This is a genomic window from Rhodococcus sp. NPDC060176, from assembly GCF_042728675.1.
In the GTDB taxonomy this organism is placed as follows: domain Bacteria; phylum Actinomycetota; class Actinomycetes; order Mycobacteriales; family Mycobacteriaceae; genus Rhodococcus_F.
The window spans coordinates 1-25,809 of record NZ_JBHWYS010000014.1; the positions used below are offsets into that span (position 1 = coordinate 1).

The 25,809-nt window shown below is 62.4% G+C and carries 24 protein-coding genes; 5 read left to right on the plus strand and 19 right to left on the minus strand.

What is annotated here, in order from left to right; genetic code table 11:
- Positions 1 to 1,334: 1,334 nt before the first annotated feature.
- The 3 genes from ACFWEM_RS32435 to ACFWEM_RS32445 form a co-directional block, all read right to left on the minus strand.
- A complete protein-coding gene (locus tag ACFWEM_RS32435) occupies positions 1,335 to 1,649 on the minus strand; it encodes a hypothetical protein (RefSeq protein WP_378539754.1) in 315 nt (104 codons plus the stop codon).
- 169 nt (positions 1,650 to 1,818) lie between these two features.
- Positions 1,819 to 2,805, minus strand: coding sequence for a hypothetical protein (locus tag ACFWEM_RS32440; RefSeq protein WP_378539755.1), 987 nt, complete (start codon positions 2,803 to 2,805; stop codon positions 1,819 to 1,821).
- Positions 2,806 to 3,054: 249 nt separating this feature from the next.
- Entirely contained in the window at positions 3,055 to 3,480 is a 426-nt protein-coding gene (locus tag ACFWEM_RS32445) for a hypothetical protein (protein ID WP_378539756.1), read from the minus strand.
- Between the two features lie 114 nt (positions 3,481 to 3,594).
- Between ACFWEM_RS32445 and ACFWEM_RS32450 the strand changes: the two genes are divergently transcribed.
- A complete protein-coding gene (locus ACFWEM_RS32450) occupies positions 3,595 to 4,644 on the plus strand; it encodes a hypothetical protein (protein ID WP_378539757.1) in 1,050 nt (349 codons plus the stop codon).
- A gap of 73 nt (positions 4,645 to 4,717) precedes the next feature.
- Here ACFWEM_RS32450 and ACFWEM_RS32455 read toward each other — a convergent pair whose 3' ends face one another.
- The 6 genes from ACFWEM_RS32455 to ACFWEM_RS32480 all read right to left on the minus strand — a co-directional run bounded on the left by ACFWEM_RS32455 (position 4,718) and on the right by ACFWEM_RS32480 (position 7,753).
- A complete protein-coding gene (locus ACFWEM_RS32455) occupies positions 4,718 to 5,284 on the minus strand; it encodes a hypothetical protein (RefSeq protein WP_378539758.1) in 567 nt (188 codons plus the stop codon).
- Positions 5,285 to 5,325: 41 nt separating this feature from the next.
- Entirely contained in the window at positions 5,326 to 5,805 is a 480-nt protein-coding gene (locus ACFWEM_RS32460) for a hypothetical protein (RefSeq protein ID WP_378539759.1), read from the minus strand.
- A gap of 119 nt (positions 5,806 to 5,924) precedes the next feature.
- Positions 5,925 to 6,434, minus strand: a complete 510-nt coding sequence (locus ACFWEM_RS32465; protein ID WP_378539760.1) for a hypothetical protein — start codon at positions 6,432 to 6,434, stop codon at positions 5,925 to 5,927.
- Positions 6,435 to 6,488: 54 nt separating this feature from the next.
- The gene (locus tag ACFWEM_RS32470) at positions 6,489 to 6,836 is read right to left on the minus strand and encodes a hypothetical protein (RefSeq protein ID WP_378539761.1); all 348 of its coding nucleotides are present in this window, start codon (positions 6,834 to 6,836) and stop codon (positions 6,489 to 6,491) included.
- Between the two features lie 27 nt (positions 6,837 to 6,863).
- Positions 6,864 to 7,277, minus strand: coding sequence for a hypothetical protein (locus tag ACFWEM_RS32475; protein WP_378539762.1), 414 nt, complete (start codon positions 7,275 to 7,277; stop codon positions 6,864 to 6,866).
- A 14-nt stretch (positions 7,278 to 7,291) separates the two neighbouring features.
- On the minus strand, positions 7,292 to 7,753 hold the full coding sequence (locus ACFWEM_RS32480; protein ID WP_378539763.1) for a DUF1272 domain-containing protein: 462 nt from the start codon (positions 7,751 to 7,753) through the stop codon (positions 7,292 to 7,294).
- 312 nt (positions 7,754 to 8,065) lie between these two features.
- Between ACFWEM_RS32480 and ACFWEM_RS32485 the strand changes: the two genes are divergently transcribed.
- Positions 8,066 to 8,242 (plus strand): hypothetical protein, encoded by a 177-nt coding sequence (locus ACFWEM_RS32485; RefSeq protein ID WP_378539764.1) that lies wholly within the window; start codon positions 8,066 to 8,068, stop codon positions 8,240 to 8,242.
- A gap of 33 nt (positions 8,243 to 8,275) precedes the next feature.
- Here ACFWEM_RS32485 and ACFWEM_RS32490 read toward each other — a convergent pair whose 3' ends face one another.
- On the minus strand, positions 8,276 to 8,989 hold the full coding sequence (locus ACFWEM_RS32490) for an SOS response-associated peptidase (RefSeq protein WP_378539765.1): 714 nt from the start codon (positions 8,987 to 8,989) through the stop codon (positions 8,276 to 8,278).
- 100 nt (positions 8,990 to 9,089) lie between these two features.
- Between ACFWEM_RS32490 and ACFWEM_RS32495 the strand changes: the two genes are divergently transcribed.
- Positions 9,090 to 9,281: a hypothetical protein gene (locus ACFWEM_RS32495; RefSeq protein ID WP_378539766.1), complete on the plus strand. Its 192-nt coding sequence runs from the start codon at positions 9,090 to 9,092 to the stop codon at positions 9,279 to 9,281.
- Between the two features lie 405 nt (positions 9,282 to 9,686).
- Here the strand turns inward: ACFWEM_RS32495 and ACFWEM_RS32500 are convergent, their stop codons facing one another.
- The 9 genes from ACFWEM_RS32500 to ACFWEM_RS32540 all read right to left on the minus strand — a co-directional run bounded on the left by ACFWEM_RS32500 (position 9,687) and on the right by ACFWEM_RS32540 (position 23,493).
- Positions 9,687 to 10,826: a serine hydrolase domain-containing protein gene (locus tag ACFWEM_RS32500; protein ID WP_378539767.1), complete on the minus strand. Its 1,140-nt coding sequence runs from the start codon at positions 10,824 to 10,826 to the stop codon at positions 9,687 to 9,689.
- A 22-nt stretch (positions 10,827 to 10,848) separates the two neighbouring features.
- A complete protein-coding gene (locus tag ACFWEM_RS32505) occupies positions 10,849 to 11,982 on the minus strand; it encodes a cytochrome P450 (protein WP_378539832.1) in 1,134 nt (377 codons plus the stop codon).
- Between the two features lie 128 nt (positions 11,983 to 12,110).
- Positions 12,111 to 13,391: a cytochrome P450 gene (locus ACFWEM_RS32510; protein WP_378539768.1), complete on the minus strand. Its 1,281-nt coding sequence runs from the start codon at positions 13,389 to 13,391 to the stop codon at positions 12,111 to 12,113.
- Between the two features lie 15 nt (positions 13,392 to 13,406).
- Positions 13,407 to 15,026, minus strand: a complete 1,620-nt coding sequence (locus ACFWEM_RS32515; protein ID WP_378539769.1) for a flavin-containing monooxygenase — start codon at positions 15,024 to 15,026, stop codon at positions 13,407 to 13,409.
- A 21-nt stretch (positions 15,027 to 15,047) separates the two neighbouring features.
- Complete coding sequence (locus ACFWEM_RS32520; protein ID WP_378539770.1) at positions 15,048 to 15,782, minus strand: hypothetical protein; 735 nt, start codon at positions 15,780 to 15,782, stop codon at positions 15,048 to 15,050.
- On the minus strand, positions 15,782 to 15,997 hold the full coding sequence (locus ACFWEM_RS32525; protein ID WP_378539771.1) for an acyl carrier protein: 216 nt from the start codon (positions 15,995 to 15,997) through the stop codon (positions 15,782 to 15,784). The genes ACFWEM_RS32520 and ACFWEM_RS32525 overlap by 1 nt, the downstream gene beginning before the upstream one ends.
- A 97-nt stretch (positions 15,998 to 16,094) precedes the next feature.
- Positions 16,095 to 19,019 carry an SDR family NAD(P)-dependent oxidoreductase gene (locus ACFWEM_RS32530; RefSeq protein ID WP_378539772.1) on the minus strand — a complete coding sequence of 975 codons (2,925 nt, stop codon included), beginning with the start codon at positions 19,017 to 19,019 and terminating at the stop codon, positions 16,095 to 16,097.
- Between the two features lie 15 nt (positions 19,020 to 19,034).
- Positions 19,035 to 22,079: an acyltransferase domain-containing protein gene (locus ACFWEM_RS32535; RefSeq protein WP_378539773.1), complete on the minus strand. Its 3,045-nt coding sequence runs from the start codon at positions 22,077 to 22,079 to the stop codon at positions 19,035 to 19,037.
- Positions 22,072 to 23,493, minus strand: coding sequence for a cytochrome P450 (locus ACFWEM_RS32540; protein WP_378539774.1), 1,422 nt, complete (start codon positions 23,491 to 23,493; stop codon positions 22,072 to 22,074). Before ACFWEM_RS32540 ends, ACFWEM_RS32535 begins: the two co-directional genes overlap by 8 nt.
- 232 nt (positions 23,494 to 23,725) lie before the next feature.
- On the opposite strand from ACFWEM_RS32540, the gene ACFWEM_RS32545 reads away from it, so the two are divergent.
- Positions 23,726 to 24,313, plus strand: coding sequence for a TetR/AcrR family transcriptional regulator (locus ACFWEM_RS32545; protein WP_378539775.1), 588 nt, complete (start codon positions 23,726 to 23,728; stop codon positions 24,311 to 24,313).
- Entirely contained in the window at positions 24,310 to 25,746 is a 1,437-nt protein-coding gene (locus ACFWEM_RS32550) for an MFS transporter (protein ID WP_378539776.1), read from the plus strand. Before ACFWEM_RS32545 ends, ACFWEM_RS32550 begins: the two co-directional genes overlap by 4 nt.
- The last annotated feature ends 63 nt before the right edge of the window (positions 25,747 to 25,809 follow it).

The following is a 25,809-nucleotide window of genomic DNA, read 5'->3' on the forward strand; positions in this document are numbered from 1 at the left end:
CCTCCCGACGCTTCGCGTCGGGAGACGGAGCGAGTCGCTGCGCTCCCCGCCAGGGAGCCGCTGCGCGGCTCGCAGTGGGTCGAGTGCCGTTGCCGTCGATCGAGTCGCTTCGCTCCTCTGAATTCCGAATCTTGTTCCTCACCAATCGAATTCATCGCAACGCCTGAACCAGTACCCGACACCCGAACGAGGCTGGAGAGGAGGAGAAGGGTCACGAAAAGCGCCCCGTCTCGGGTCCACTGCCTCGTCAACATCATGCTCCCAATCATACACCCCCACCCACCAAACAGCAAAACAACCCGAAACCTCGTAACACCAAAATACTCACTGCTACAACATTATTCGATGCCGACTAAACACCACCGTGCGCAACCCACGAAACCCACCCAACACCAACCGAATACCGAAACCCACTGACACACAACAACATTCAAAAACACCTAAAAACGAGCCCCCCAACACCCCCGCACGACCCGGCACCACTCCCCCACACCACCCCCAACCCGAACACCCCGCCGGCACCCCGCCGGCACCCAAAAACGCCGGCACCCCACACACACCCCCTCGCCGACATCCACCACCCCACACGACCCAGGGACGTGTCATCACCGCAGGTCAACACCACAAAACAAGCACGCCAACACCGCCATCAACCCCTGCAACCACAACGATCTCCGCCCCCACAAGCCACGACGGAATACGATCGCTCGATGCAGACTCCACCACCGGTAGAACCCCTCGATTACGAGACATGGGATAGCTGGCTCGATTGCGCCGACGGCTGTGACCCTGCCGAGGTGCCTCGAGTGCTCCTCTGGGACCACCACGACCGGATGTCTACCGAGACTCTTCGGAGAGCAATACATTCCATTTGGGTCCACTATGCGAGAGGGGGACTCCTTGACCTTCCGGGCATCCGCAAAGTCGCTGCCGAGCGACCCCAGCGACTGACACCCGCCGAGTGGAAGACCCTGTTCACGAGAGCCGGAGGCTACTTCGTCATCGAAGAAAACTGCGCCCGACACGGGTACAGCGGTCCGGAATGCCCGCGGCCTACCACGCTCTACCGGTTCGCCGAGGACGGAAGCCAAATTGGATGGTCTTGGAGCGCTACTCGGGCGAACGCCGAATACTTCGAGACCGGTTACAGCCACAAGCGACGACACGGACGTCTCTGGAGAGTCGACAACGTCGACCCGACTCGGCTGCTCGCGCACTTCCACACAGAGACAAAGGCCGGGAACCCGACCAATCCCCAATTCATCGACGAGTTCGTATACGAGCCGCACCCCGACGATCGTCGAGGCCAACTGAAGGCCCCGTTCGGCAACCACTTATGTTCCGGGCGCAGCTGAGGGCCCCTCATCCGGCTCCGGCCTGCCGGCGCCCCTGCTGACCCTGCTGACCCTGATGACCCTGATGACCCTGATGACCCTGATGACCCTGATGACCCTGATGAGGCCGATGATGCCGATGATGCCGATGATGCGGTCGTACATCGTCGGCACCTGCGTGCTGACAGCCGCAACTATGAACAAGACCACGCGGACGAACACTGCGACAACGACCAACGATATTGCCGCGATCAAGACAAACGACGCTGTCGGCTGCGCCTGAATGATGGGTGCGATGGTGTCGCTGATGTCCATGATGATTGCTTTCTTGCTCGTATGTGAAGGGACGACTCAAGGCGTCCCGGTAGCTGATGCACGGGGGCTATCGCCGCGTTTCTGTTGCCTTGACCTGGTGAAATGACACGTCCCCTGGCGGGTGTGCCTGAACGTCCCCTGGCGGGTGTGCCTGAAGGGGCGAGTCCACCTATTCGGCACGTGCCGCTGCGGCGCGTGCCGCAGACTCGGATGCCGAGCTGGTCTGCAATTTCGCGCGCTCTGCACGGCTGAAGGGCCCCGTGAGCGCGTAGTAGATACGGGATGCGTGTCCTGTCGCCGAGAAGTCCGCGACGACGCGCTCCCTTCGCGTCACCTTCAGCAACTTCTCCTTCAGCAGCTGGTCGATCCCCCGCTGGGTGGTCTTCGCCGAGATCCCGTACCAGCTCTCTGCCTTCTCGTAGGGCAAGTACGTTTCGTCCTTCGAGCTGGTTCCGTGAAGCATGATCAGCAGGAGCGCGCGAGCGGGCAGGTCGAGCTTGGTGTGCCAGCGCTCCGTCCAGTACGCCGACGGCAGGATGAAGTAGCTTTCGTGTGCCTTTTCCTTCTCCGGGACCGTGTCGGGGCGCGGTCGGGTGTACGGCCGCTTAGTCGACTCGTCTCGAGGCCGCACGAGAGTCCTCTTCCACACCCGAGAGCGGTCAATCAGCCCGTGGTCCTCCAAGCGGGCCCAGATCCGGCTCATCGCGGGCACAGGCAACGAATCGGTGTCGTTGACGGACAAAGCCCTGGCCCATACCGCTGCCTCCCACGGTCGAGCCGCGTTCTTCTCGATCTGGCTGTGGTTCATCAGCAGTGCCAGGTACGCGTTCAGCTCCCTGCCCCTGCGAGCGGTGACGAGGTCAGCGAGCACGGCTTTGCGATCCGAGCCCGAGACGGTTGTCGAATGCTTCTGAACGAAGGAATGCCGAATGGGGGTGAAGCCGCGGGCTTCGAGCTTGATCATTGCCTGGAGCAGCGACGTCGGAGTCGATGTCGGGGGCGATGTCGCACCCGTAGTCGATGCCGCGCTGGAGATGGCGGTCGATGTCGCGCTGGGGATGGCAGGCGATGCCGGATCGGAGACCGCAGTCGCTGTCGGGGCGGAAGTCGAGTTTGTCGCTTGCGGTTGCTGGCCGGGCTGGATGTTCATGGTCATGGCAAGAGACTGGCACGAAAAATGCCTGTCGGCACACACGCATACCGACTCTCAATGCGCATTTGAGACCTGATATTACAAGACGCTGCGATCCTTGTTACGAGACTCTGATACGAGATGACGATGCCGACTAGATGGTCGGGGCGCAGGAGCGAGCGAGCAGAGACGCGCAGAATCGAATTATCGCGCGCGGCTATTCAACAATTTCTGGCGAATCGTCAATTCCTCGCGTGCGCGTCCCTTCGTCGACTAGACGAGCGCGTCCGTCTTTGCCAACACATCAGCGAAGGCCACCAAGTAGTCGAACGAGCACCCGCGGAACAGTTCGGTTCCCGCGGGCTTGGATGCATCGCGCCCGAGGCCGGCGACCCGCGGATTGAAGATGTTCCCGTCTGAGGTTCTCCGTGCCTCCGCGTGCAGGCGCTTCTCGATCACGCCCAGCTCGGCGCGCGATACCACGCACGATTTCCACGGGTCCTGGGACAACTCCCACCCCAGCCTGCGGAAGGTCGACATATGCGAGTGCCAGCGCTTCGGCCAATCGGTCGTCAGGCCGACTTTCATCCAGCCCGAATCGAACGCCATCACGTACAGGTAACCCACGGTGGGATCGGTCGGGTACACCTCGTCCCACGGCCCCGCCAGATCCGGGTTCAACGCATAAGTCCAGTTCATGCGTTCACGCTAGAGAGGTCCACCGACAGCCGAACGCTCGGAACGACACGCGGGAATGTCGGCGCTGTCCTGCACACTTGAGAAGAGCGACGGCAACGACCACTGGAGGTCTCCATGAGTACCCAGGCACGACTCGACGGCACGCCCGTGGACCTCTCGGCCCTCACTCCCTCCGACATGGCGAGAATCGCCGAGCTGCACGGCAACATCGATCGCGGCGACGGTGTCCTCGAATGCAAGGAACCGGGTGGCGGCGAAATGTACCTACGCAAGCAGGGCGACCGGTACTACGCAGTGCACTTTCCCGGCGCTCAATGCACCGCAGACCACACCATGACGCCTGAGACCGACGAGCACAAGCGCCAGAAGGATTACTGGTGCCGAGCCGCTGACAGCGCCGGCTACGAGGCAATTCCCGAGTACAAGACGACCGGGGGAACTCGCGTCGACGTCTTGGTCAAAGGCCCCGTGCTGGTCGGTGCCGAAGTGCAACATTCCAACTTGAAGCTCGCCGCAGCACACAATCGGACGACGAAAACTGCACGTGCCGGCATCGTCCCACTGTGGACGTCGGATTCGGACAGACAACCCGCCTGGCTCCACAAAGTTCCCTCGATGCGCGTGAACGAGACCGACTGGTCATCGAGCATGCCCCCGGCTGGCACCGCAACCGCGACCGCCCTCCGCGAGATCGAAATGACAAGATGTGACGCCACTGGCTTCCCTCGATGCCCGGACACTGGTGGCCGACACTGCGGGAAGTGGCACACAAAGCTCGTGCCGCTGATCGGAATGACACTGGACGGCGCAATCGCCGGTGCCGCAAGCGGCGACCTGGTGCCTATCGTCGACCGTTCCGGATACGTGTACGTCGTTCCCCGACGCGACCGAGACACGCTCGGCCCCAACGGTGAATCCGACTGGACGCCGGGCCTGACACAACAGCAGAAACCGGACCCGACGCAAGGCCGCCGACTATGCGAGGCACCGATTCACACGGGCGCAGCTCGGACACAGAACCAGGTCATTCAGCCCGTACACGGTCCTGCACCGAAATGTCCGATCTGCAACTTTCCGCTCGACGGTGCCGCAGCCGGTCTCACGATGCACCATGACTGCGCAGGCAAGCACGCCCGGGAGATGGGAACGCAGTCCGGCGTATAGGCGCAGGCTGCGACTTCGATTGCCGCGCAAGCGAAAGAAGTTGAAAACCCTCTCTGGAAGCTCAACTCGCGAATCAGTCGATCCACTTGCGTTCCTTGGCACGTGTGTGGAGCCAGACGAGACCGAGAAAGAACAACACAAGGAGTGCGCCGAGCACGATCGCGTTGCGTAGCACCTCATCCCAGAGTTCTCGGGCCGTGATCTCTCCGAACTGGGTGACCACGAACACGACGAACCCCGACAGCGCCGGAACTATCCATGTCGCGGGCAGCCAGCCCGGTTCTTCCTTGAATCGTGCGATGTCCTCGCACACGTTGTTCGCCAGATTCGCTGCACCCATGTAGGCCGCTGCGATCACCGCGACGCTGATCAGACCTGTCGTGCCGAAGAACTCGGTACTACGACTGTGGCGGGCCAACGCGCCGAGCGCATGGACAAGTCCCCAGATCGAGACCGCCCAGAGCGCAAGCGACGCAGCCAGGCGCCACCAACTCACTGCAACGTCCCTGGCGCTGTACCAGTAGGTCACCCTGCCGAGAAACACCGCTGCCGCGCCGAGCAGACCAGCGAGGGCGAGGACCGCTATCCCACCGAGCCATCCGGCCGCGGTCCAGTTCGTCAGGTGATCGGGTTCTGTCATGTCCTTGTCCCCCTTGAAATTCGTATTTGCTGTCGATCTTCTTACAGCGCTGCTCGTGGTCGACCCACCCCGCATGCGCACCGTCGCTCGTCGTTGAGGAAGCAATTCGGCTGGTGGTACGGCATCGCGTACTCGCCCCGGACCCTCGCCAGGAACGGGTCACCTGACGGATCGTTGTCGATCGAGCTTTCCCGGATTTCCTTGTCAGGGAACTTGTCGAAGATCCTTTCCATCAGGAACAGCCCCCATCGAGGCTGATACTTACCTTCCGCGTGGAGCGCCTTGTCGAACCGGAACGGCTTTTCGAGGAAAATCCTCCGCGTTTGAATCACCCAGTCGATCCCCGACGGGTCTACGTCGACGTATCCGACATGTACGCCATCTCGATGCACGTCGAGCGTCGCGCACCTGTTGACCCTTCCGCTCAAGATCGGGTATCCGAAGTCGCGGTACTTCTCGACGAGTTCGGCTCTGGCTTCGTTGTCCCACTCGTCCCATTGCGGGTTCGTCTGATCTGTCATGCAGAATCTCGCATCTCTAGTCGCTTCCCTGCCCCGACGAGGGAGCTGGGGACATGTCATCTTTACAGGTCACCCACACACTTTCTGGTACCGCTACAGCGGCGGTCAGGGTCGGATAGTCAAAAGAGTTGGCGTTCTTCATCGCCCACGATGTCGCAGCCGTACATCCGCCCTGTCGGACCGACTTGGCTCCTGCCACCACCATCCGTGTTCGACTGGCCCCCACCCGGCAACAAGTCACGGGCGCGTGCCTCGGCCCCGTTCCCCAGCGAGAGGCCAGGGTTACCACCGACACAGCCGCCGGCGATCGCCCCGATCGAGATAGGCGTACCCGAACCCTCCACGAGGGTCGTGGGCCAGAAGTCCTCGGTGTCCGCATGCTGGGCGGGGAGAGCGATCTCGGAAGACGGGCACCGGTCGTGAGCGCCGCCGATGCCCACCCAGATCAGCCGCGGAGCCTTTCGACGTCGCCACCGTCGTTCGGCCGGGTCGTTGAATCCGCGGATCCAGTGCCGGCCCTGCGCATCAGTGATCGGCGTTCCCTCTGGAGTAGCGCGAAGTTGCTCGGCACTGTCATAAACGCGCCCCCGGTTCAGTGCTGCGCCGAAGTCACTTTCGTAGCTGGCCATCATGCCTCCCGTAGTTCTCTAGTCAGGTTGTGATGAATGCGTGCCGGAATAGTCTTATCTGCCAGTTGATTTGAGGTTCGCAGTGGAGCGAGCTACCTGAGGGACCTCGCGGGCGGGACGGTTCCGGTGATCACGGAATACCCGAACGTGAGTGGACAGAAGGACAAGCCCGACCAGAATCGCCACTATCACTGGGGCATAGGTCATCATGAAGTCGTGTGCCGCGGTGGGACATTGCGGCGCTCCGGTACTGCCCAACAACGAGGTGTAGCACTCGGGGGCTGGTTCGCGGGGGACGTAGCGAGGCCGCATGAAAAGCCCTGCAAAGACAGCAACCAAAACGACGTCGAGCAGTGCGAGGACCCGAATCTGCGCGGTCAAATGGGTCGACCATTGCTTCATGGTCTTTCTCCGTTTCGTGTGGGCATGTCAGAACAGGTGTGTGGCGCGGTAATCGTGGGTGCCAGGACACTCTTCGACGGCCGCGGCGGTGAATTCGGTGATCGGGGGTCGCCATCGGGCGCGCTCGGCTTTGCTGATGTGGCACCACATCGTGGTGTCCCGGAGGTCGAGGTCCTCGTCGCCGTCGCGGGCGATGAACGAGTCCGGGGATTGGTGCGTCAGCGCGGCCAGGGCGAGGAGCTGCTCGAACGAGGGGTAGCGGGTTCCGGCCTCCCATTCGTCGACTGCCGGCTCCTGCGCCCCGCATGCAACGTCGACCTCTGGGCCGTACAGCTCGGCCGCGTCGAGTGCGCGGGTGATCCGGTACGGGGCCAGCACGCCGGTGGCCCACTGTTCGTAGGCCCGGTCATGGGCTGCGCGGAATCTGAAGCGTGCGGGCATGGTGTGCTCGTCCGTCACAGCGCCTGTGGCTTCCCATCGGCGCGATCTGCGTTCTCGTCGAGAATGTGGCCGTCAGGGGTTCGGAACAAGTCTTCCCCGCGAAGTGTGAGAACGGTGATAAGAGCTTCTCGCGGTGTGCAGTCGGGACGCATATGACGCACCTCGATCGCTGCCAACCTTTCCCCGTCGGTGGCCTTGATCTGCGAAATCAGATCCCGCTCGGCATCGGTGAGCTCGAGGACGCCGGAAGGCTTGCGCTCTGCGAGATAGCTACCGATTCGACCTGCCCATCCCCGACGAATCACTCGGCCTTGCGCGATGCGACGAGGACGCGCGGTCAACTCGCCGCCGCAGTTCGGGCACTCGTTGTCCATCGCCGCTGAGCAGTCGACGCAGAAGGTGCATTCGTAGCTGCATATTGTTGCGGCGGAGGCGTTGTCGAGGGAGGTGCGGCACCTCTCGCAAATTGTTTTCATCGCCAACATCGCCGCTCCTGGAGTCCTCTCGCCTTCCGGCGCAGTGCATCTGTCAGCGTCAGAGAACCACACCTGCCCGGATTCGACCTACACCGGTCACACACCCATCTCCCGGCCACTTTCACGCGTCCGTGAGGCCCGTCCGGCGCGGTGTTGCGGCACGATGATGTGCACGGTCGATCGGCGATTCGGAGAAAGAAATGAGCAAGGATTTTTACACTGCGTCGGAGCTGGCGGATCTGGGCTATGTGTCCGAGCGCCTGACGTCGGTATTCGGTGAACCCGATTCCGTCGACGGGGAGCTGCGTTGGGATGGGCGACACCGTTGTCGCCGTCGAGCGGGATGTACTCGCTCCCGCTGCCCGGATCATGTTCGATGCCTTCGCTCCGGAGTGGAACACACGCGTCCAGATGAACGGATCGAACCTCGCTCTCGGGCAGCCGCAGATGGAGCAGATGCTCGCCCGCCCGGCGATGCGGGAATCCTGACCACTCGTCGAGCGCGAAGGCCCAGGACGTCAATCAGTGGACCGGTTCGAGCAAGCTCGGGCCGTTGTTCCTCGGACTATTGACCGCAGTCGAGACTTCGTAGAGTTCGAGATGCGGCTCCGGAACGGAATTGATCATGGCCTGGACCTCGCCCTTGTCGGTGAGATCCGGACCCCGCCAGAGTTCCCAGAACGATTCGGGCAGGATCAGCGGTGATCTGTCGTGTATGTGTCCCGTGGAATCCTTAGCTGGCCAAGTCAAGACAGTACAGGTCCATACCCACTTGTTCGGATCATCTTCTGGCAGTTCAGGATCGGGCCACAACTCGTAGAGTCCAGCCATCGCGATCACGTCGCCGTCCCCGTGAAGAAAGTACGGAATCTTCTTTCCCTCTTCACTTTTCATCCATTCGTAGTAACCGCTGGCGGGAACGATGGCCCGTCGTTTGGCGGCGCTACTTCTGAATGATGGGTTCTCCGTGACGGTTTCGCTGCGGGCGTTGATGAGTTTGGACGCCATCTTTCGGTCTTTTGCCCAGGCAGGGAGCAAACCCCAGCTGACGGTCCGGAGCTGGCGCTGGGGTTCGGAGTCGGGTTCCTCGCGTGGGGTTCGTTCGAGGATCACACGGACGGGCTGTGTGGGGGCGACGTTGTAGGACGGTGGGAGTTCGTCGCCGACGGTTTGCATGGTGTCGAAAAAGGACTGCAATTCCTTATCTGAGCTTCGATTGGCATAGCGCCCGCACATGGCCTGACCTCCTGTTAATCGGTTCCTGTCCCATTGAACAGCGTGGGTCCGACTTTCGCTTCAAACGGCGTGTGATGATCTCGATGACCACGTCGGCAGCATGGAGAGGGGTTCTGCGATCAACGGTCCTCGGCCGGCATCTGCTGATGTTGCATTGGCGATCGCAGCGGCCACAGTCCTCGGTGCCACCGTCGGGGTCCTCCTCGCCGACGTGATGGCCGGTGTCGCGGTCGGGGCCGGCACCGCGGTGGTCTTCCGCTTCGTGCTGCGGATGATCATCACCAGAAAATGAGCTGCTGCGCTGGCCAGCGGCGCGGAATAACTCTGCGCGGGTGTTCGTTGTAGAGGCTGTCGGTGTCGGTTCTTTGCCCCGGGTACCACCCCAGAAATGCCGCTTCGAGCGGCCACTTGCCGAGAGGCGCAAGACGGGCACCGACCCTGTGAAGCCGCTGGACACCTTCAGGTTCCGGCGGTTTCGTCATATCTACCAGGGCTTCAGTAACACTGTGTGCCTCCGAACTCGCACGGAGTCACCTCGGAGAGAGCTATCCGCCATTCCCACGGCAGTGGAAGCCACCAGATCCAACCACCTGCGATCATCTGAAAGCCTCCTCGCGAACGGTAGGCGGATCATCACCGGCTGGGGTTCAGGAATCGCACCCGGTTGTCGCTGAAGTCGACATCGGGTGCAAGCGCGTCAGGTGCGAATTGCCTGCTCGATATCGGCGAAGAGCCGAACCACGTCAGGGTCCGCGAATGGGACGAGTTGCGTGAATAGAACGCCCGCCGTCGCTCCGTCCGTGTCCACCCAGTAGTAGCAGTTCGCGCCGCCTGCCCAGGCCACTGTCCCGACCGGGCGGTCCTGCGGTGTGCGCTCCTCGTTACGCATACCCAGCAATGACCACGACACCGAAGTGCCTGGTAGCAGATCAATGTCGTGTGATGTTGTGGGATTGACCGATGCTGCCCGCCCGAACACCATTGAATGGCTCTGCTGCGCTGCGGTCAGCATTTCCGAGTCAAGGAGCCTCACTCCGTTAAGGATCCCTCCGGCGCCCAACATCCGCAGGAACGTCAAGTAGTCCCGCGGGGTCCCGTACAACCCGCCTCCCCCAGATAAGAACTCCGGTGCGGAGGGTAGTTCGAATGGAAGTGCTGTCAGGCCGTTTGGAGTCTTCGCGTGCACCGTCGCCATACGGGATCGGTCGACGATCCCGAACGCCGTATCCGTCATCCTCAGTGGATCGAAGACAGCCTCTTGCAGATGGGTTGCCAGATCGCGGCCGGTTATTCGCGTGATGGCCAGGCCGACCCACTCGAGACCGTTTCCGTACATCGTCGTCGTCCCCGGTTCATACACTAGTGGTGTATCGACGAGCGAAGCGAGCTTGAGCTCCAGGTTCGTGGGGATCCTGTTCTTCTGCTGGTATCGAGCAAGATCGGCAGACAAGAATGAGTACCCGGCACCTGAAGTGTGGGACAACAACATTCGCAACGTCACTTGAGTGCGCACTGGTCGCAAGCGAGGCACTTCCCCGTCGTAGCCTTCGAGCACTTGCAGCGTGGCAAGTTCGGGTAGGACGTCAACTATCGGGGCGTCCAACTCGACGGCTCCGTGCTCGACCAGTTGCAGGGCTGCAACGGCCACAATCGATTTGGTCATCGAAGCCAGCCACGCGATGGTGTCTTCCCTCCAGGGAGATGTTCCGTCGCGCGTTCCGGCCCCACCCGAATACACGAGACTGCCGCGACGGGCGACCATCGTGTAGAAGCCAGCGCCAACGCCGTCGTCGACGGCCTTCGCGAGCAGACGGTCGATTGTCTTTGCCGACGTCACTGCGCCCTCGCGTTCACGGTGGTCACCATGTGACAGGCAGACCGTTCACTCCGTACACGCCCATTGCAGGCTCCCGAAATTCGATCTCGTTCATTGCCACTGCGCGACGTAAGGTCGGGATTCGACGCATCAGGGTCGGAATTGCAACCTGCAGTTCAAGCCTCGCCAAAGGCATCCCCAGACACTGGTGAGGTCCGTATCCGAAGGTCAGGTGCTTATGCGCTGGCCGTCGCAAGTCCAGACGGTCTGGCTCCTCGAGTGCCGACGTATCGCGGTTGGCCAGATCGCCCGCGACGATCAAGCCGTCTCCGGCTCGAATGACAACGCCGCTGACCTCGATGTCTTCGAGTGCTACCCGTCTCCTACCGCCTTGCGGGACAGCGGTATACCGCAGGAGTTCTTCGACGGCGTTCTCGATTTCGTCTTGCGTCTCCATCTCCAGCAGAACGGCGAGCTGGTCAAGGTTCTCGGTGAGCGCCAGCACACTCAACGAGATGGTGTTCGATGTCGTGTCGAAGCCACCGAGAAGCATCAGCATGCCTGTCTGAGTGGCTTCTTGTTGGGTCAAGTTGCCTGTAGCCACGTGTTCGTTTGCCAGCTCCGACAGCATGTCCTCCGCCGGGTCGGTGCGTTTGATAGTCAGCAACCGATCGATGTAGTCGACGAGACCTTGTCTGGCAGCCATCGCCTCCTCGTGAGTGGCATTGGGATCGATGAGTGCCTTGGCGCTTCTGGCAAAGAACTCGTGGTCCTCGTACGGTACGCCCAACAGATGACAGATCACTGTGCACGGCACCGGAAGTGAGAACGCGCCCAACAGGTCGACGGGCTTCGGTCCAGCGAGAAGTTTATCGATGAGATCGTCTACGAGTTCCTGGATGGGCGGTCGCATAGCTTGGATTCGCTTGGCGGAGAACGGTTTGGCCACGAAGCGGCGATGGCGTGTGTGCTCCGGGGCATCCATGGTGAGAAAGCCCAGTTTCTGCATGAACTTGCTGGGGGTCGAGTGTGGGTACTGAGGGTGTTCGGGCGCCGCGCTCACCCGCGGGTCACGTAATAGCGCGCGCGCCTCTTGATAGCCACTGACCAGCCATGGAGTACTGCCGTCCCAGATCCGTACGCGGGCGATCGGGGCCCTTTCCTGTATCTCGCGCAGTGCAGGCGAGGGGTCAAACGGGCAATTTCGGTCTCGTGACGATGGGAAGGGCGGCCACCCGTTGTCTACTGGGGCGGAGTTAGTGGTGTTGGACTTTGGGCGCCGTGTTTCACGGCCCGGCGGGGCACTCATGGCCGACCTCCGAAGCTGGCGAAGAGGTCATTCGCTGTTTCGAAGTCGGGTCCGATTCGCGTTCCGGGAGTGAAACGGGCGGGCATTTTTACGTAGCCGTTGATCTGGCCGACGGTCGGATAACGCACCGCTGCCCCTTCCTTTAGCTGGTAATCCGGCAACCGTCTGAGCACCTCCCCGACCACGACTTGGAAGTCGGTCTGCGCGATGTGGCGGCCAATGCATCGGTGGACGCCGACGCCGAACGCCGCATGCTTGCGCGTATCCCGGTCGAAGTCGATCGTGAGGGGGTCTGGAAAGACCTTCTCGTCCAGGTTTGCGGCAGCCCACGAGATCAGCACACGCTCCCCGGGGCGCACTGTGGCACTGTCGATCTGAGCTTCTTCGGTGGCTGTGCGTCCGACGCATACGACGGGGGTGAAATACCGGAGGAACTCCTCACACGCCTTGGGGAGGTCTTCGGGATGCTCGGTGAGGCGCTTACGGTGGAGATCGTTGCGGTCGAGAAACTCGAAGGTCGAGGACAACAGGGCCGTCGTCGTGTCCATTCCGCCTGCGATCATCGCGTTACAGACGGCGATGATGTCGTTGTCGCTGATCTTTTCACCTCCGATTTCCATCTGGGTGAGGAAGCTGATCAGGTCATTTCTGGGGTGCTCGCGGCGAACCGGAATGGTTTCGATGACTTCTCTGACTAGCATCGCGAAGCCCGCCTCGACGTCCTTGTACTCCGGTGTGTCCGAGGGTGTATACGCCAGCGAATGTACGGCCTCGGCGTAAATGCTCCAGTTGTCCATCGACAGCCCGACGATATCCAGAGTCAGCAATGCGGGAACGGCATTCGCCAGGTCCATGACCAAATCGATTTCTCCCGATTCCACGAATTGGTCGATGCACCAGGTGGTGTAGGCCTCGATGCGCGGTCGGAGCTCTTTCGCCGAAGTGGGCGAAAAGAAGGTGTTCAGCGCCCGGCGCCACTCCAGGAACTCAGGCGGGTCCATCTCCAGTGGTAACGCACGGAACGTCGATGCCGGGATAATCGTTCCCTGCGGTCGCCCTGGCGTATTGGGCAGTTCGTGAGCGGAGGAGAACACTTGCGGGCGACGGGCTACGGAGCTGACCTGCTCGTAGCCGGTGACCACGTAGAACCCGCCGTAGTGAGAACTATGTGCCACGGGGCATTTCTGGCTGAGCGCCGTGTTGGCGGCCCAGGGATCGGCAGAATACTCGGGTGAGTGATGGTCGAAGTCGATTTCCGGGACATCGGAAGGTGCCATGCTGGTGCACTCCTATCAGCTCTGGTTCACAGGAACGGGGTCGTACTGGAAGGCGAAGCCCGGGTAGCCGGCGGATGCGATTTCCGCGCATTTCTTGGCGTAGTCCGGAAACCCGACCAGCGGCATGAATACTGGTGTCTTACCGGGGATGTTTGCTCCGAGGTACCAGGACCCGCACGATGAGAGCAGGGTCTGCTCGGCGAGGTCGCGCACGTGGTCCCCCCAGTTCTGCTCGGCTTCGGGCGTGGCTTCCATTGTCCGAATATCGTTGTCGGTCATATGCTTCAGGCATTCGCCGATCCATGTCGCATGTTGGTGTATGGCGACAAGAACATTGGTCAATACCGATGGGCTTCCGGGGCCGGTCATGATGAACAGATTTGGGAAGCCGGAGACCCCGAGCCCGAGATAGGTGCGCGGTCCGTCCGACCATGCTTCCTGCAACGACAACCCTGCGCGGCCGCGGATGTCGATGCGTGAGAGTGCGCCAGTGATGGCATCGTAGCCAGTGGCGAACACGAGCATGTCCAGGTCATGCGAGTCCTCGCCGGTCCGGGCTGTAGTGGGCGTGATCTCCTCGATTGGGTGGCGTTTGATGTCGACTAAGCGCACGTTGACCCGGTTGTAGGTCTCGTAATAGCCGTCGCTGAGACAGATTCGTTTGCATCCGATCACGTGTGTCGGTGTGAGCTTCGCGGCGACCTCGGGGTCGGTAACGATCTGGCGGATCTTGTTGCGGACGAACTCCGCTACCACCTCGTTAGCGGCTGAGTCCACCAGCAGATCGCCGAAGGCGCGCAGCATCAACGGCCCGCCTCGGTTCCAATTGTGTTCGAGGATGGCATCCCGCTCCTTCGTTGAGAACAGGAAAACCGAGTTCGGATTCGTCGGAAATCGGGAGAGTCCCGCGGTGGGCACTTCGTTGTTTCGCGCACGGAACCCCCTGTAATCGGCCTTGATCGCCGCCTGCAATTCCGGGTCGAGCGGCTCGTCGACAGCGGGCAACGTGTATGCAGGAGTGCGCTGAAAGACTACGAGCTCGGCCGCTTGCCGCGCGATGAGTGGGATGGCTTGCACGCCAGATGATCCGGTTCCGATCACGCCGACCCGCTTGCCTGTGAAGTCGACGGGATCCTGCGGCCAGCGCCCGGTGTGCAGCACGTCGCCCGCGAATGTCTCCACACCCGGTATGTACGGCACGTTCGGCTCCGACAGACACCCGGTGGCCATGATCACGAATTTGGCCACAACCTCGCCGGCACTGTCCGTCTGAACCGTCCACCTGGCGGTGGTCTCCTCGTAGGTCATCGCCTCGACCCTGGTATGAAACCTGATGTCGCGGGCCAGGTCGAAGGTTTCGACGACGTGGCTGATGTAGCGCATGATCTCGGCCTGATCTGCGTACCGGCGGGTCCATTCCCATTCCTGTTGGAGTACCTCGGAGAACTGATAGGAGTACTCCAAACTCTCCACGTCACACCGAGCACCCGGGTAGCGGTTCCAATACCAGGTGCCACCTGCACCTCCGCCGGCCTCGAAAACTTTGGCCGTGAGGCCGACCATGCGAACCTCGTGCAGCATCTGCATACCTGCGAGACCTGCACCCACGATCACTACGTCGAATTCGTCTGCCATTTCGGTACTCCTGTGAACGCGTCAGATACGCGAGTACGTTTTTCCCTGATTGTGGCTCGATGCAGTTCGTTCCGAACGTGTGGCGACGATGCTTGCCAGCGCAAGCCAGACGATGACGGCGAAAACGCTTGCGTAGGTGATAAATCCGCCTGCCTTCAGTGCGCTGTCCGGGGCGAGCAGCGGCACGCACCCGAGTAGTTGGACCAGCACGACGATGAACGACGACGCCTTGAGCCAGCCCGGCCATCCCGAAGTCCGCCTCATGGACAGAGACGCTGCGATGACCACGACGGTCGCCGGGACGGCGCTGAACATGAAGCCCAACACGTAGGCGTCGGAGAACGCTCGCAGCAGCTGGTGGGTCGCCGGATCCGCGGCCCATCCGGAGAAGACTTGAAACAGGCCCAGGTACACGATGGCGAAGCCGACCCAGGCGGTGCCCGAGGCGATCATCAGCATCGGCAACGGACTGTTCGGCACTTCTGTGCGAAAGCGGGTGTAGAGGTAGCAGAGAAACCACAACGCTGTCATCAAAGCGATGCCGGCAAGGAACTGATAGATGTACCCGCTGGTGGTATGAGTAGCGTAAAAGTTCACGACCTCGTCCTCGGACGATCCATAGGGCGGGATCGGTGACAAGACCAGGATGGTGGAGGCCAGGATGATCAAACTGATGACCCCACTGGCCGCGTGCACGACCTGAGGGAGATGGTTTCTTTGCGTCGTCGCCTCCTCCGTGTGGTCGGTTGCATCCATCACTGCGCTCCTCCGAGGTCGAGCTGAGCGACAATGTGCGCGGCGAGTGCCGACGGACTCGAGTCTTGGCGCATTTGTTTCGGCGTGACCCGGATGTCGAACTCCCGGTTGATCCGGGTGCTCAATTCCAGAGCCATCAACGAGTCAAGTCCGTGGTCGGTCAGCGGCCGGTCCGGATCGAGATCCATGGCGTTGATCCGCAGAATCTCCGCCACATACGTAGTGAGGTGTTTTTCCAAGAATCGCTGCCGGGCCGTCGGGTCGGCAACACGCAGTTCCGCCAACGCAGCGTGCCCGGTGTCACCTCCCCGGTCAGCCCCACGATCGGCGGGGATCGCAGCAAAAAATGGTGAGGTCCGAAGCTTCTCCGAGAACATTTCCTGCCAGCCCTGGTCCAGGATCGCCAAATAGCCCACGCGAGCCCGGTCGTAACGCAGCAGTGAATCGCATGCCGCGACTCCCTCTGCCGGGTCGATCATGGCGTTTCCGCGTTGGGCAAACATCGTGCCGCGCCCGTGCTCGGCCCATGCCCCCCCAATTGACACTCAACGCGGGTAGCCCTTGATGACGGCGCCAGACGGTGAGGCCGTCCAACTGAGCATTGGCTGAAGCGTAGGACGCCTGGCCGGCGAAACCGACCAGGGCCGAGGCGGAGGAGAATCCGAACCACCAGTCCAAATCGCTGTTCGCGCAGGCATCGTGCAATCGCAGCGCACCCCGGACTTTCGGTGCCCACACCCGTTCGACGAGTGCATCGTCCACGCTGGTGATTGCCGCATCGTCGACCACGGCCGCGGCATGAATGACACCGCGCAGTGGCAGGCCGGTGGCGGTGGCGGCACGAACCAGCCCTTCGGCGGTGCCGTTCACGGCGATGTCGCCGCGTATCACCTCGATGTCGGCGCCGGTTGCACGTAGTTCCTCGATGGTCGCCTGCGCCTCGGCGGACGGAGCCGAACGCCCGTTGAGAATTACGCGGCCAGCGCCTCCTTCGGCGAACCAGCGAGCGAGAATCAACCCGAGACCGCCCAAACCGCCGGTCACCAGATATGCGGCGATGCTCTTGAGCACCGGTACATCCTCAGGCCGGACCACAGCCTCTCCGTCTCCGTTCTGCGGAAGGCCGAGGACGAGTTTGCCGATATGACCGCCCGAGGCCAGCGTTCGGAAAGCGGTGCTGGCTTGGCTGAGCTGGGAGACGGCGTGAGGTGTGGGGATGAGCGCGCCCGATGCCAGCAATTCGTGGACGTCGCGGAGGATGTCGCCGAGTTGCGGGTATGGCAGGACCCCAAGGTCGACGCTGTGGAAGGAGATGTTGCGGCGGAACGGGAAGAGGCCGATCCGCGCGTCTGCATAGATGTCCTTCTTGCCGAGTTCGACGAACCGGCCGCCGATGCGCAGCAGGTCCAGGCCTGCCCGTTGGGCGGCTCCGGTGAGGGAGTTGAGGACCACGTCCACGCCCTCACCGCCGGTCAGCCCGCGAATCTGCTCCGCGAACTTCGTAGAACGGGAGTCGAAGACATGTGAGATGCCGAGGTCGCGGAGATATTGCCGCTTCGCCTCGGTGCCTGCGGTGGCATAGATCTCTGCACCCAGGTAGCGGGCCACCGATATCGCCGCAAGGCCAACTCCACCGGTCGCAGAGTGGATCAGCACACGCTCGCCCCGTCCGAGTCCGCTCAGTCGGTGTAGGGCGTACCAGGCGGTGGCAAACACGCTTGGCCTTGCTGCCGCCTCTTCGAACGTGACATTGTCGGGGATTCGGTTGGCCTTGCATGCCGGTACCACGACGAACGAGTGGAAAGCACCAGGGTGCATCGCGGCCACCCTGTCACCCACCTGGAACGAGGTGACATTCGCGCCGACGGCGACGACCGTGCCCGCGCAGTCGAAACCAAACGGCATCGGGGTACCGTCGACGGTTTTGTACAAGCCCATTGCGTTGAGTACGTCGGCATAGTTCAAGCCGAACGCCTCGACCTGAATCTCTATCTCGTCCGAGGCGGTCGCACGAGGCTCTGTCACGACCAACTCCAGACTGCTCAGGTCGCCGGCGTGACGGGTGGTCAACGCATACCGATCCCGCCCGAAGTGAACCGTGCGCTTCCGGCGATCGCTGTCTTGCAGCGGCGACACCTTGAGTCGGGCGACGAAAAGCTCGTCGCCGCGCAGCGCGACCTCGTCGGTGTCATCGTTCGCCTGGAGTAGATCGGCGACGCGCTGGGGCGTGGATCCGCTGGCGGTGTCGAGGTGACAGACCCTGAGTTCGGGGTGTTCGTGGCCGATCACGCGGCACAGGCCGCGCAGCGCGGTCTGCTCGAGATTCTGTCCGTCCTCCGTGCCTACCTGCTGTGCGTCGCGGGTAAGCACCCAGAGTCGGGGCCGGTGCGCGTCGGTACGCTCCACGAGGAACCGGACAAGGTCGATGAGCCGTTTCACCCGCCGCTGCGCTCTTTCTATTGCGTCGTAGTCAGCGGTTGCCGTTGGCGCCGGGTACACGACCATCAGCCCGTGCGGCGGCTGCGCAGCGAGCTGTGCCTCTAGTTCGTCCATTCCGGTGTCAGCCAGCGGCAGGTGCACAGTCCCAGCACCTAACGCCGATGCGATCTCGTTGACGAACGGGTCGGGGGCTGCGTCGGCCTCGGTCAGAAGCAGCCAGGGACCGGAAGCGGTGCCCGGTTGCGGAAAGTCGGTGCGGTCCCATTCCACGGTAAGTAGGCGCTCGGCCAGCCGCCGGTCTGTAGTGGCCAGGCGTACGCCTGTGACCTCGGCGATCACTGTGCCATCCACTTCGAGCAATGCGATATCGCCGATGGCGAGCTGATCGTCGAGGTGGTGCAGCCGTGCCAAGCAGTAGCGGGCGCTGTGGGGGTCGCGGTGAACTCGAAGGGTGCCCAGTCCGACGGGGAAGGCGTCGCGGAGCAACGCGGGATGTGATGCCAGCGTCTGCAAGCACCCGTCCATCAGGACCGGGTGCAGCTGATAGGAATTGATGTCGCTTCGCACCGTCGCGGGCATCGACAGCTCAGCGAACACAGTTTGTTCGACGCCGGGCTCGTCGGATACATGCAGTGCGACAAGGGCCGCGAACGCCTCCCCGTGATGTACCCCCGCCTGGTGAAATTTGGCGTAAGCCTCCTGAGTCGCGAGCGGCTCCGGGTGCGCCGCACGTAAGCCGACGATATCTAGCCGTTCCGGCGCGGTCGCCTCACGCTCTCGCAATGTGCCGCTGGCCAACAATGTTGGTGTGTCCTAGTCGCTGCGGGTCAAGACCTCGAACCGAACCCCGCCATCGGCCCCAGGACGAGCCCGCGAGGACATCACGGTGTCCGCGCGAAGATGAAGCATCTCGTGGATGGCCAGATCGGTCACTTCGATGTCACTGAGATCGCCGCCGAATATCGTCGTCGCCGCAGTCAGTCCCATCTCGCAGTAAGCCGCGCCCGGCAACACCGACTGGTCGTGGACCCGATGATCGTCCAAGTAGCGTAAGTCGCGACCACCGATAGTGACCTGCCAGGTGTGCTCGTCTTCGGTATCGACAGGGCCGATGTGCACGCCGAGCAGCGGGTGCGCGTCCACCCAGGCGCCCGGCTTCGTCACCTGCAATGCCAGCACGCCCAGATCTGCGCCAGCCCATACGGGCAATGGCACGTCGACCAGATTGCCCTGCGGGTAGGCCCGCTCCCAGTCGACTGGGACGCCGCTGCAGCGCAGATCGGACAACTGGGGTAGCAGCCCTGCGGACTGGTCGCCGTCGCGACGCAGCGTGCCCATAGCGGTCGCGGTGCGGCCGATCGATGTCGCGGTCTCTGAAATTGCGTAGGTCAGAAGGGGATGGGGCGAGAGTTCGACGAACACCCTGTGACCGTCCAGGACGGCGGCGGTGACGGCGTCCGCGAAGCGGACAGGGCGACGGAGATTGTTCACCCAGTACGTGGAATCGAACGAGGCGGGCTTCTTCGGGTCTTCCAGCACAGTGCTGTAGACCTGGACCGTCGCTGTCGCCGGGGTGAGGTCCTCCAGCTGCTCAGCCAAGTCGTCGAGGATGGAGTCGACATGCGGGGAGTGGGAGGCGTAGTCCACCGCAATCCTACGAGCATGCAGGTCGCGCGCTTCCCAGCCCGCGATCAGTTCGGCGACTCGTGCAGGGTTGCCGGCAACGACAGTGGACCCTGGAGACACGATCACAGCGACGGTGACGTCTTCGATGTCCGCGGCGGCGAGTTCAGCCGCGACTTCGTGATGGGGCAGTTCGATCGTGGCCATGGCGCCGCCGCCGGCGAGCCGGGTGACAAGCTGTGACCGTCGGCAAATCACCTTCACACCGTCATCGAGCGTGAGTGCGCCCGCCACCACAGACGCGGCGGTCTCACCGAGGGAATGTCCGATCACCGCGGCGGGTTCGACACCGCGCGATCGCCAAGCTGCAGCGAGAGCGACCTGCACGGCGAAGATAGTCGGCTGAATCTTCTCGATACCGGCGACAACGTCGTCGGCGACAAGCTCCGCGCGGACAGAGAACCCGGCTTCCCGGACGATCAGGGGCTCTAACTCGTCGATCATTGCGGCGAATGCAGGTTCAGTCGACATCAAGGTCCGTCCCATGCCTGCCCACTGCGAGCCCTGACCGGAGAACACCCACACCGGCGCACCGCTGTGGCCACTGGCCGTGCCGCGAACCACACCCTGAGCAGGGTTCGCGGCCGCTGCCGCCGTGAGCTGGTCAATCAGCTCCGCACGTGATGATGCCAGGGCGACGAGCCGCTCGGTTCGGTGCTCTCGCCCACGAGAGAGAGTGTGGCCAATGTCCGCAAGTGGCGCAGACGATCCTTCGTGGGTTAGCCACTCTGCTACGCGATGGGCGGTTTCGGCCAAAGCCTGCGGAGTGCTTCCGGAGAGCAGGATCGGAAGCGTTTCCCTTTCGAGTTTCCGTTCGAGCGCGCGAGCAGCGTCAGGGGAGGTATCGGCGGCCTCTTCGAGAATGACGTGGACGTTGGTGCCGCTGAATCCGTAGGAGGAGACCGACGCCAGACGCTGCGACCCGTCGGCACTCCACTCGCGCAGTCCGGTGGGGACGTAGAGGCGTGTACCGTCCGGAGAGATGTCCGGGTTCCACTCGTTGAAGTGGAGATTTCCCGGAATTTTTTTGTGCCGCAACGACATCACGGCCTTGATGAGACCGGCGACGCCGGATACCGACTCCGTATGTCCGATGTTGGTCTTGACCGAGCCGAGTGCGCACGGCTTGTCGCCTGCTCCGTAGACCGCGGAAAGCGCGCGAAACTCCACCGGGTCGCCGGTAGGCGTACCTGGACCGTGCGCTTCCACAAGCTCGACAGCAGATGGATCGACACCGGCGACACGCAGAGCGCTACGTTGCACTGCCTCCTGTGCAGTGGCGGAGGGGACGACAATATTGTCGGAACGGCCATCGGAGTTGGCTGCCGAGCCGCGGATGACAGCAAGGACACGGTTGCCGTCGCGAACTGCGTCGTCGAACCGTTTCAGGGCCACCACCGCGCAACCCTCACTACGAACGAACCCGTCAGCTGCGGCGTCGAACGCAGCGCACCTGCCATTGGGCGAGAGCATGGACCACTGGGAGAACAGGACACCGACTTCGGGGCCCAATTGCAGCATCGCTGCTCCCGCCAACACGAGATCGGACTCTCCGGTACGCAGGCTTTGGCAGCCCAGGTGCACGGAGAGCAGACCTGACGAGCAGGCGGTGTCCACGGCCACAGAGGGGCCGTGCAATCCGAGCAGATAGGAGATACGGCCCGCACCGACAGAGTGTGCGTTGCCCGTCATCACATACGGGTTGTCGACAAGGGAGTCGTCGAAAGTTCGTAGAAGATAATCGTGGTGGGCTAGCCCGACGAATACCCCGGTCTGCGAACCCATGAGTGATCCGGGCGCTATTCCTGCGTGCTCCAACGCTTCCCACGCCATTTGCGTCAGCATTCGGTGTTGCGGATCCATCGCCTCGGCCTCGTATTCGGTGATGCCGAAGGCGGCAGTATCGAAACCGCCGATGTTGTCGAGGAATCCGCCCCAGCGGGAGACGGTGCGACCGAGCACGCCGGGCTGTGGGTCGTAGACATCGTTCACATCCCAGCGCTCCGGTGGAACCTCGCTGACGGCGTCACCGCCGCTTTCAAGGAGATCCCAGAGTGCGTCGGGGGAGTCGATGCCACCCGCGAATCGGCACCCGATGCCCACGATCGCGATGGGTTCGACGGTGGCACCATTCTTCTGGTCGCGAGGGGACTTTGTCGCGGTGGTCTCAGGCATGATTCAGCTCGCTTCTGTCGGAGTTCAGCGGGGTGACGATCATGGGCAAGTTGTTCGGGCGCGGCATCGCTGCCGCTACCTTGCGCACGGTGTGGCCGGGGGCGGGAATCAGGCGCCAGCGGCCGAGGATGGTCGCTAGTGCGATCACTGCCTTTGCCTGTGCATAGGCTTCGCCGATGCACAGTCTGTTGCCCTCGCCGAATGGGAGAAAAGCGTTGCGGTCAGGAAGATGCTCACGGTCGACGAGCCATCGCTCGGGTTTGAAGCTGTCGGGGTCGGCGAAGGCATCGCCGTCGCGGTGCAAGTCGATCTGGCTGAACATGATGTCTGCACCTGCGGGCAACGGAATGCCGTCGATCACGACAGGCTCCTCGGCGCGGCGGAAGAGCATCAGCAGTGAGTACCGCCGCAGGACCTCGTTGACGACTGCCCGGGTGTAGTTCAGATTGGCGATATCGTCGTACTCCGCCGAGCGCCCGCCGAGTACCTCCCGCAGTTCGGCGCGCAGCTTCTCCTCGACCTCGGGGTGGTGAGCGATCTCGTGGAAGGCCCAGGTCAAAGTGGCTGCAGTGGTCTCGGTGCCCGCCATCATGATCGACACCAATTCGTCACGAATGAGGTCCTCGCTCATTGCCTCGCCGGTTTCCGGGTCGCGCGCTGCGCGTAGGTGCGAGAGTAAGTCGGCTCCGTCTGCGCTCTGATCGGTGCGCACCACGTGATCGACCGTGGCTCGTAGTCTGTCTGCCGCGCCGAGGAAACGTCGATCGAAGCCGGAGACTTTGCACAGCCAGGCAGGCAAGACGGTGCGAGCGACCATTCCATAGGTGAAGATCGGCAACGAACGGATGATCTCTTGCACCACGTCCTTGGGCAGGCTGCCTGAGAACATCGACCGCACGATGGTAGTGAGCGTCAACTCGAGCATGGCCTTCTGCACGATGATCTTCTGCCCGGGCTGCCATGATTCGGCCAGTTCCTGCGATTCGGCGGTCATGATTTGCGCGTAGGAGGCAATCATTTTCCGATGGAACAGCGGCTGGATCAGCCGCCGCTGGCGACGGTGCAACTCACGACCGGAGGCCAGCAAACCGTTGCCGCTCAACGGATGCACGGCCTCCCACACCATGCCTTTGCCGAACGAGCGCGCGTCCTTCACCAAAACCTGGTGGGCTAGTCGCGCGTTGGTGAGGAAGTAGATCGGACGCTTTCCGATGTAGATCTTGATCACGTTGCCGCTGGCACGAAGGTCAGCGAAAAAATCAAAAGGATTCCGCATCAGTGGCCACATATGGCCCACCATGGGCAGTCTTCCTGGTGCGACCTGCATCGTTGGCGCCGGAGATGCAGATCCGACTTGTTCTGCCCTATTGAAGGGGCACTCTGTTGTCTGCTGCGCTGGCGATTCGTTGTTCATACGATCTCCGAACAGAATTGGTCCCGGTCAGCGCGATGCCACCCAGGAGCGATGGTGATGCTTGCAGAAAGGCGATGAACTGCCCGGCCTTTGGGCATACCGCTGCCGCGTCAGGTCCGCATTTCCCTCCCCGATTGGCGGCGTCGACAACGGGAGTGTTCCGTCACATAGCTACCATCAAATTCGAACTTTTGTTAGTAGTTAGTGACTACTAACTACTACTCTCGGCGGGGTGAGTAAACGTGAAGTCAAGCGAATGACCGCCCAGCAGCGACGCGAACAGCTGCTCGCTCTGGCAGCCGAGGAGTTCGCCGCAGCTGGCCTGCACGGCGCGTCGATGGAATCACTCGCCCACCGCGCGGGAATCTCGCAGGCCTACATCTTTCGGCTGTTCGGCACCAAGAAAGCACTGTTCCTCCAAGTCGTCCAGCGTGCGTTCACGCACCTCATCGACGGAATGGGCCGCACAGCCGCAGACACCACAGGACCCGAATCGGTTGCCGTGATGGGCGAGTACTACAACAACAGCGCCCTGTCGAACCGCACCGAGTTGCTGGTACAACTGCAAGCCTTCGCCGCATGCGGTGACCGCGAGGTTCGCGATGCGGTGCGCAATCACATGTCCGGAATGTGGACGGCGACAGCCGATCACACGAGGATGCCTCCGGTGGCGGTGAAAAGTTTCCTCGCCTACGGCATGTTGCTCAACGTCGCTGCGGCTCTGGACATCGACGACATCGACACCGAGTGGGCGCGCGGCATCCGCACCCGCATCCATGCCGGACTGTTCGATCATCTGACCGAGGAGAACAACCAATGAACGCCTCCGCAACTCCCGAGACGCACCACAGCGGAACCGCCAAGCGCAGCGACACCAACATGGTGGCGGCACTGGTCTTCATCGCACTGGTGGTCGCAGCAATCGGAAGCTTGGGAGCACCGCTCATCACCTCCGTAGCCGAGGACTACGACGTTTCACTGTCCACTGCTCAATGGACGTTGACCATCACACTGCTGACCGGCGCTGTCGCTACCCCGCTTCTCGGCCGCCTCGGCGCCGCCCACAGGCGACGAAAAGTCGTCTTGTCCACTCTGGCCGTCGTGGCGCTGGGCAGCGTGGCGACCGTCGTGCCCGCACCGTTCGTCGTGCTCCTGCTCGGTCGGGCAGGACAGGGGATCGGATTGGGCCTGACTGCGCTGATGATGGCCACCGCCCGCCAACACCTCCGGGACCGCGCAGAGCGCACGATCGCAATGCTGTCCGTGGCCTCCACCGTCGGCATCGGTGTGGGATACCCCATCGCGAGCTTGTTGGTCCAAGTTTGGGGCGTCCGCGCGGCATACCTACTCGGTGTCGTTGTCGCAGTCGCCGCGCTGATCACCGCCGTCGTTGCACTCCCAGCTGACAGTGCGGCCGCACCGGCCAAGGAGTCGGTGGACTGGTGGGGAGCGTCCCTTCTCTCCGTCGGTCTTGTTGCGGTGCTTGTAGTTACGAGCCAGTCGAGCTGGTGGTCGAGCAGGCCGATGGTAGTCGTATCGGTCCTCCTCGGCGGGGCAGCGGTGTTGGCCGTGTGGGTCGCCGTCGAGCGGAAAGTGGCGCATCCGCTGGTGGATCTGACCGCGCTGCGGCACCCGGCGGTCGCTGGCGCCAACCTGATAATGTTCGTCTCCGGTATCGCCATGTACTTGCTCTTCACCCTGATCACCCGCTTCGTTCAGACTCCCCCGGAGGTCGGCTACGGTTACGGGCTCAACGAGGTCGAGGCGGGCTTGGTGCTGGTCCCGTTCTCCGCGCTGGGTTTCGTCGCAGGACGTGTAGTGCCCAAGGCGCGCCGCAAGGTCAGCCCATTTGGTCTACTCATCGCCAACGGTGTCGTTATCGCCCTCGCGTGTGTCCTGTTCGCCACCGTCCGCGACATGGGCGTGGCGTGGCCGATCGCGATCATGGGGTTGTTGGGCTTCGGTGTCGGAGGCTTCTCCGCCGTGATGCCCCAGGTGATCCTGGCAGTCACACCCTCCGAAGAGACCGCGGCCGCGATGAGCGTCAACCAGGTTGTGCGTTCGGTCGGCTTCTCCATCGGTAGTGCCGCCAGTGGTGTGATCTTGGCCGCGCACACAGTGACCGGTTCCTTTTCCCCAACCAACTCGGGCTACTCGACCGCAGCGTGGACCGCATGCGCTCTGGCACCCCTCACCATCGTGCTCGCTGCTGGAATCAATGCCTCTCGGAACAACCGGCCACCGTCGCAGTGAAGAACCGAAGAAGCAACACAGTGACCGCCGGGAGATAGCATCGCGCTCGCCGTACTTCCGACG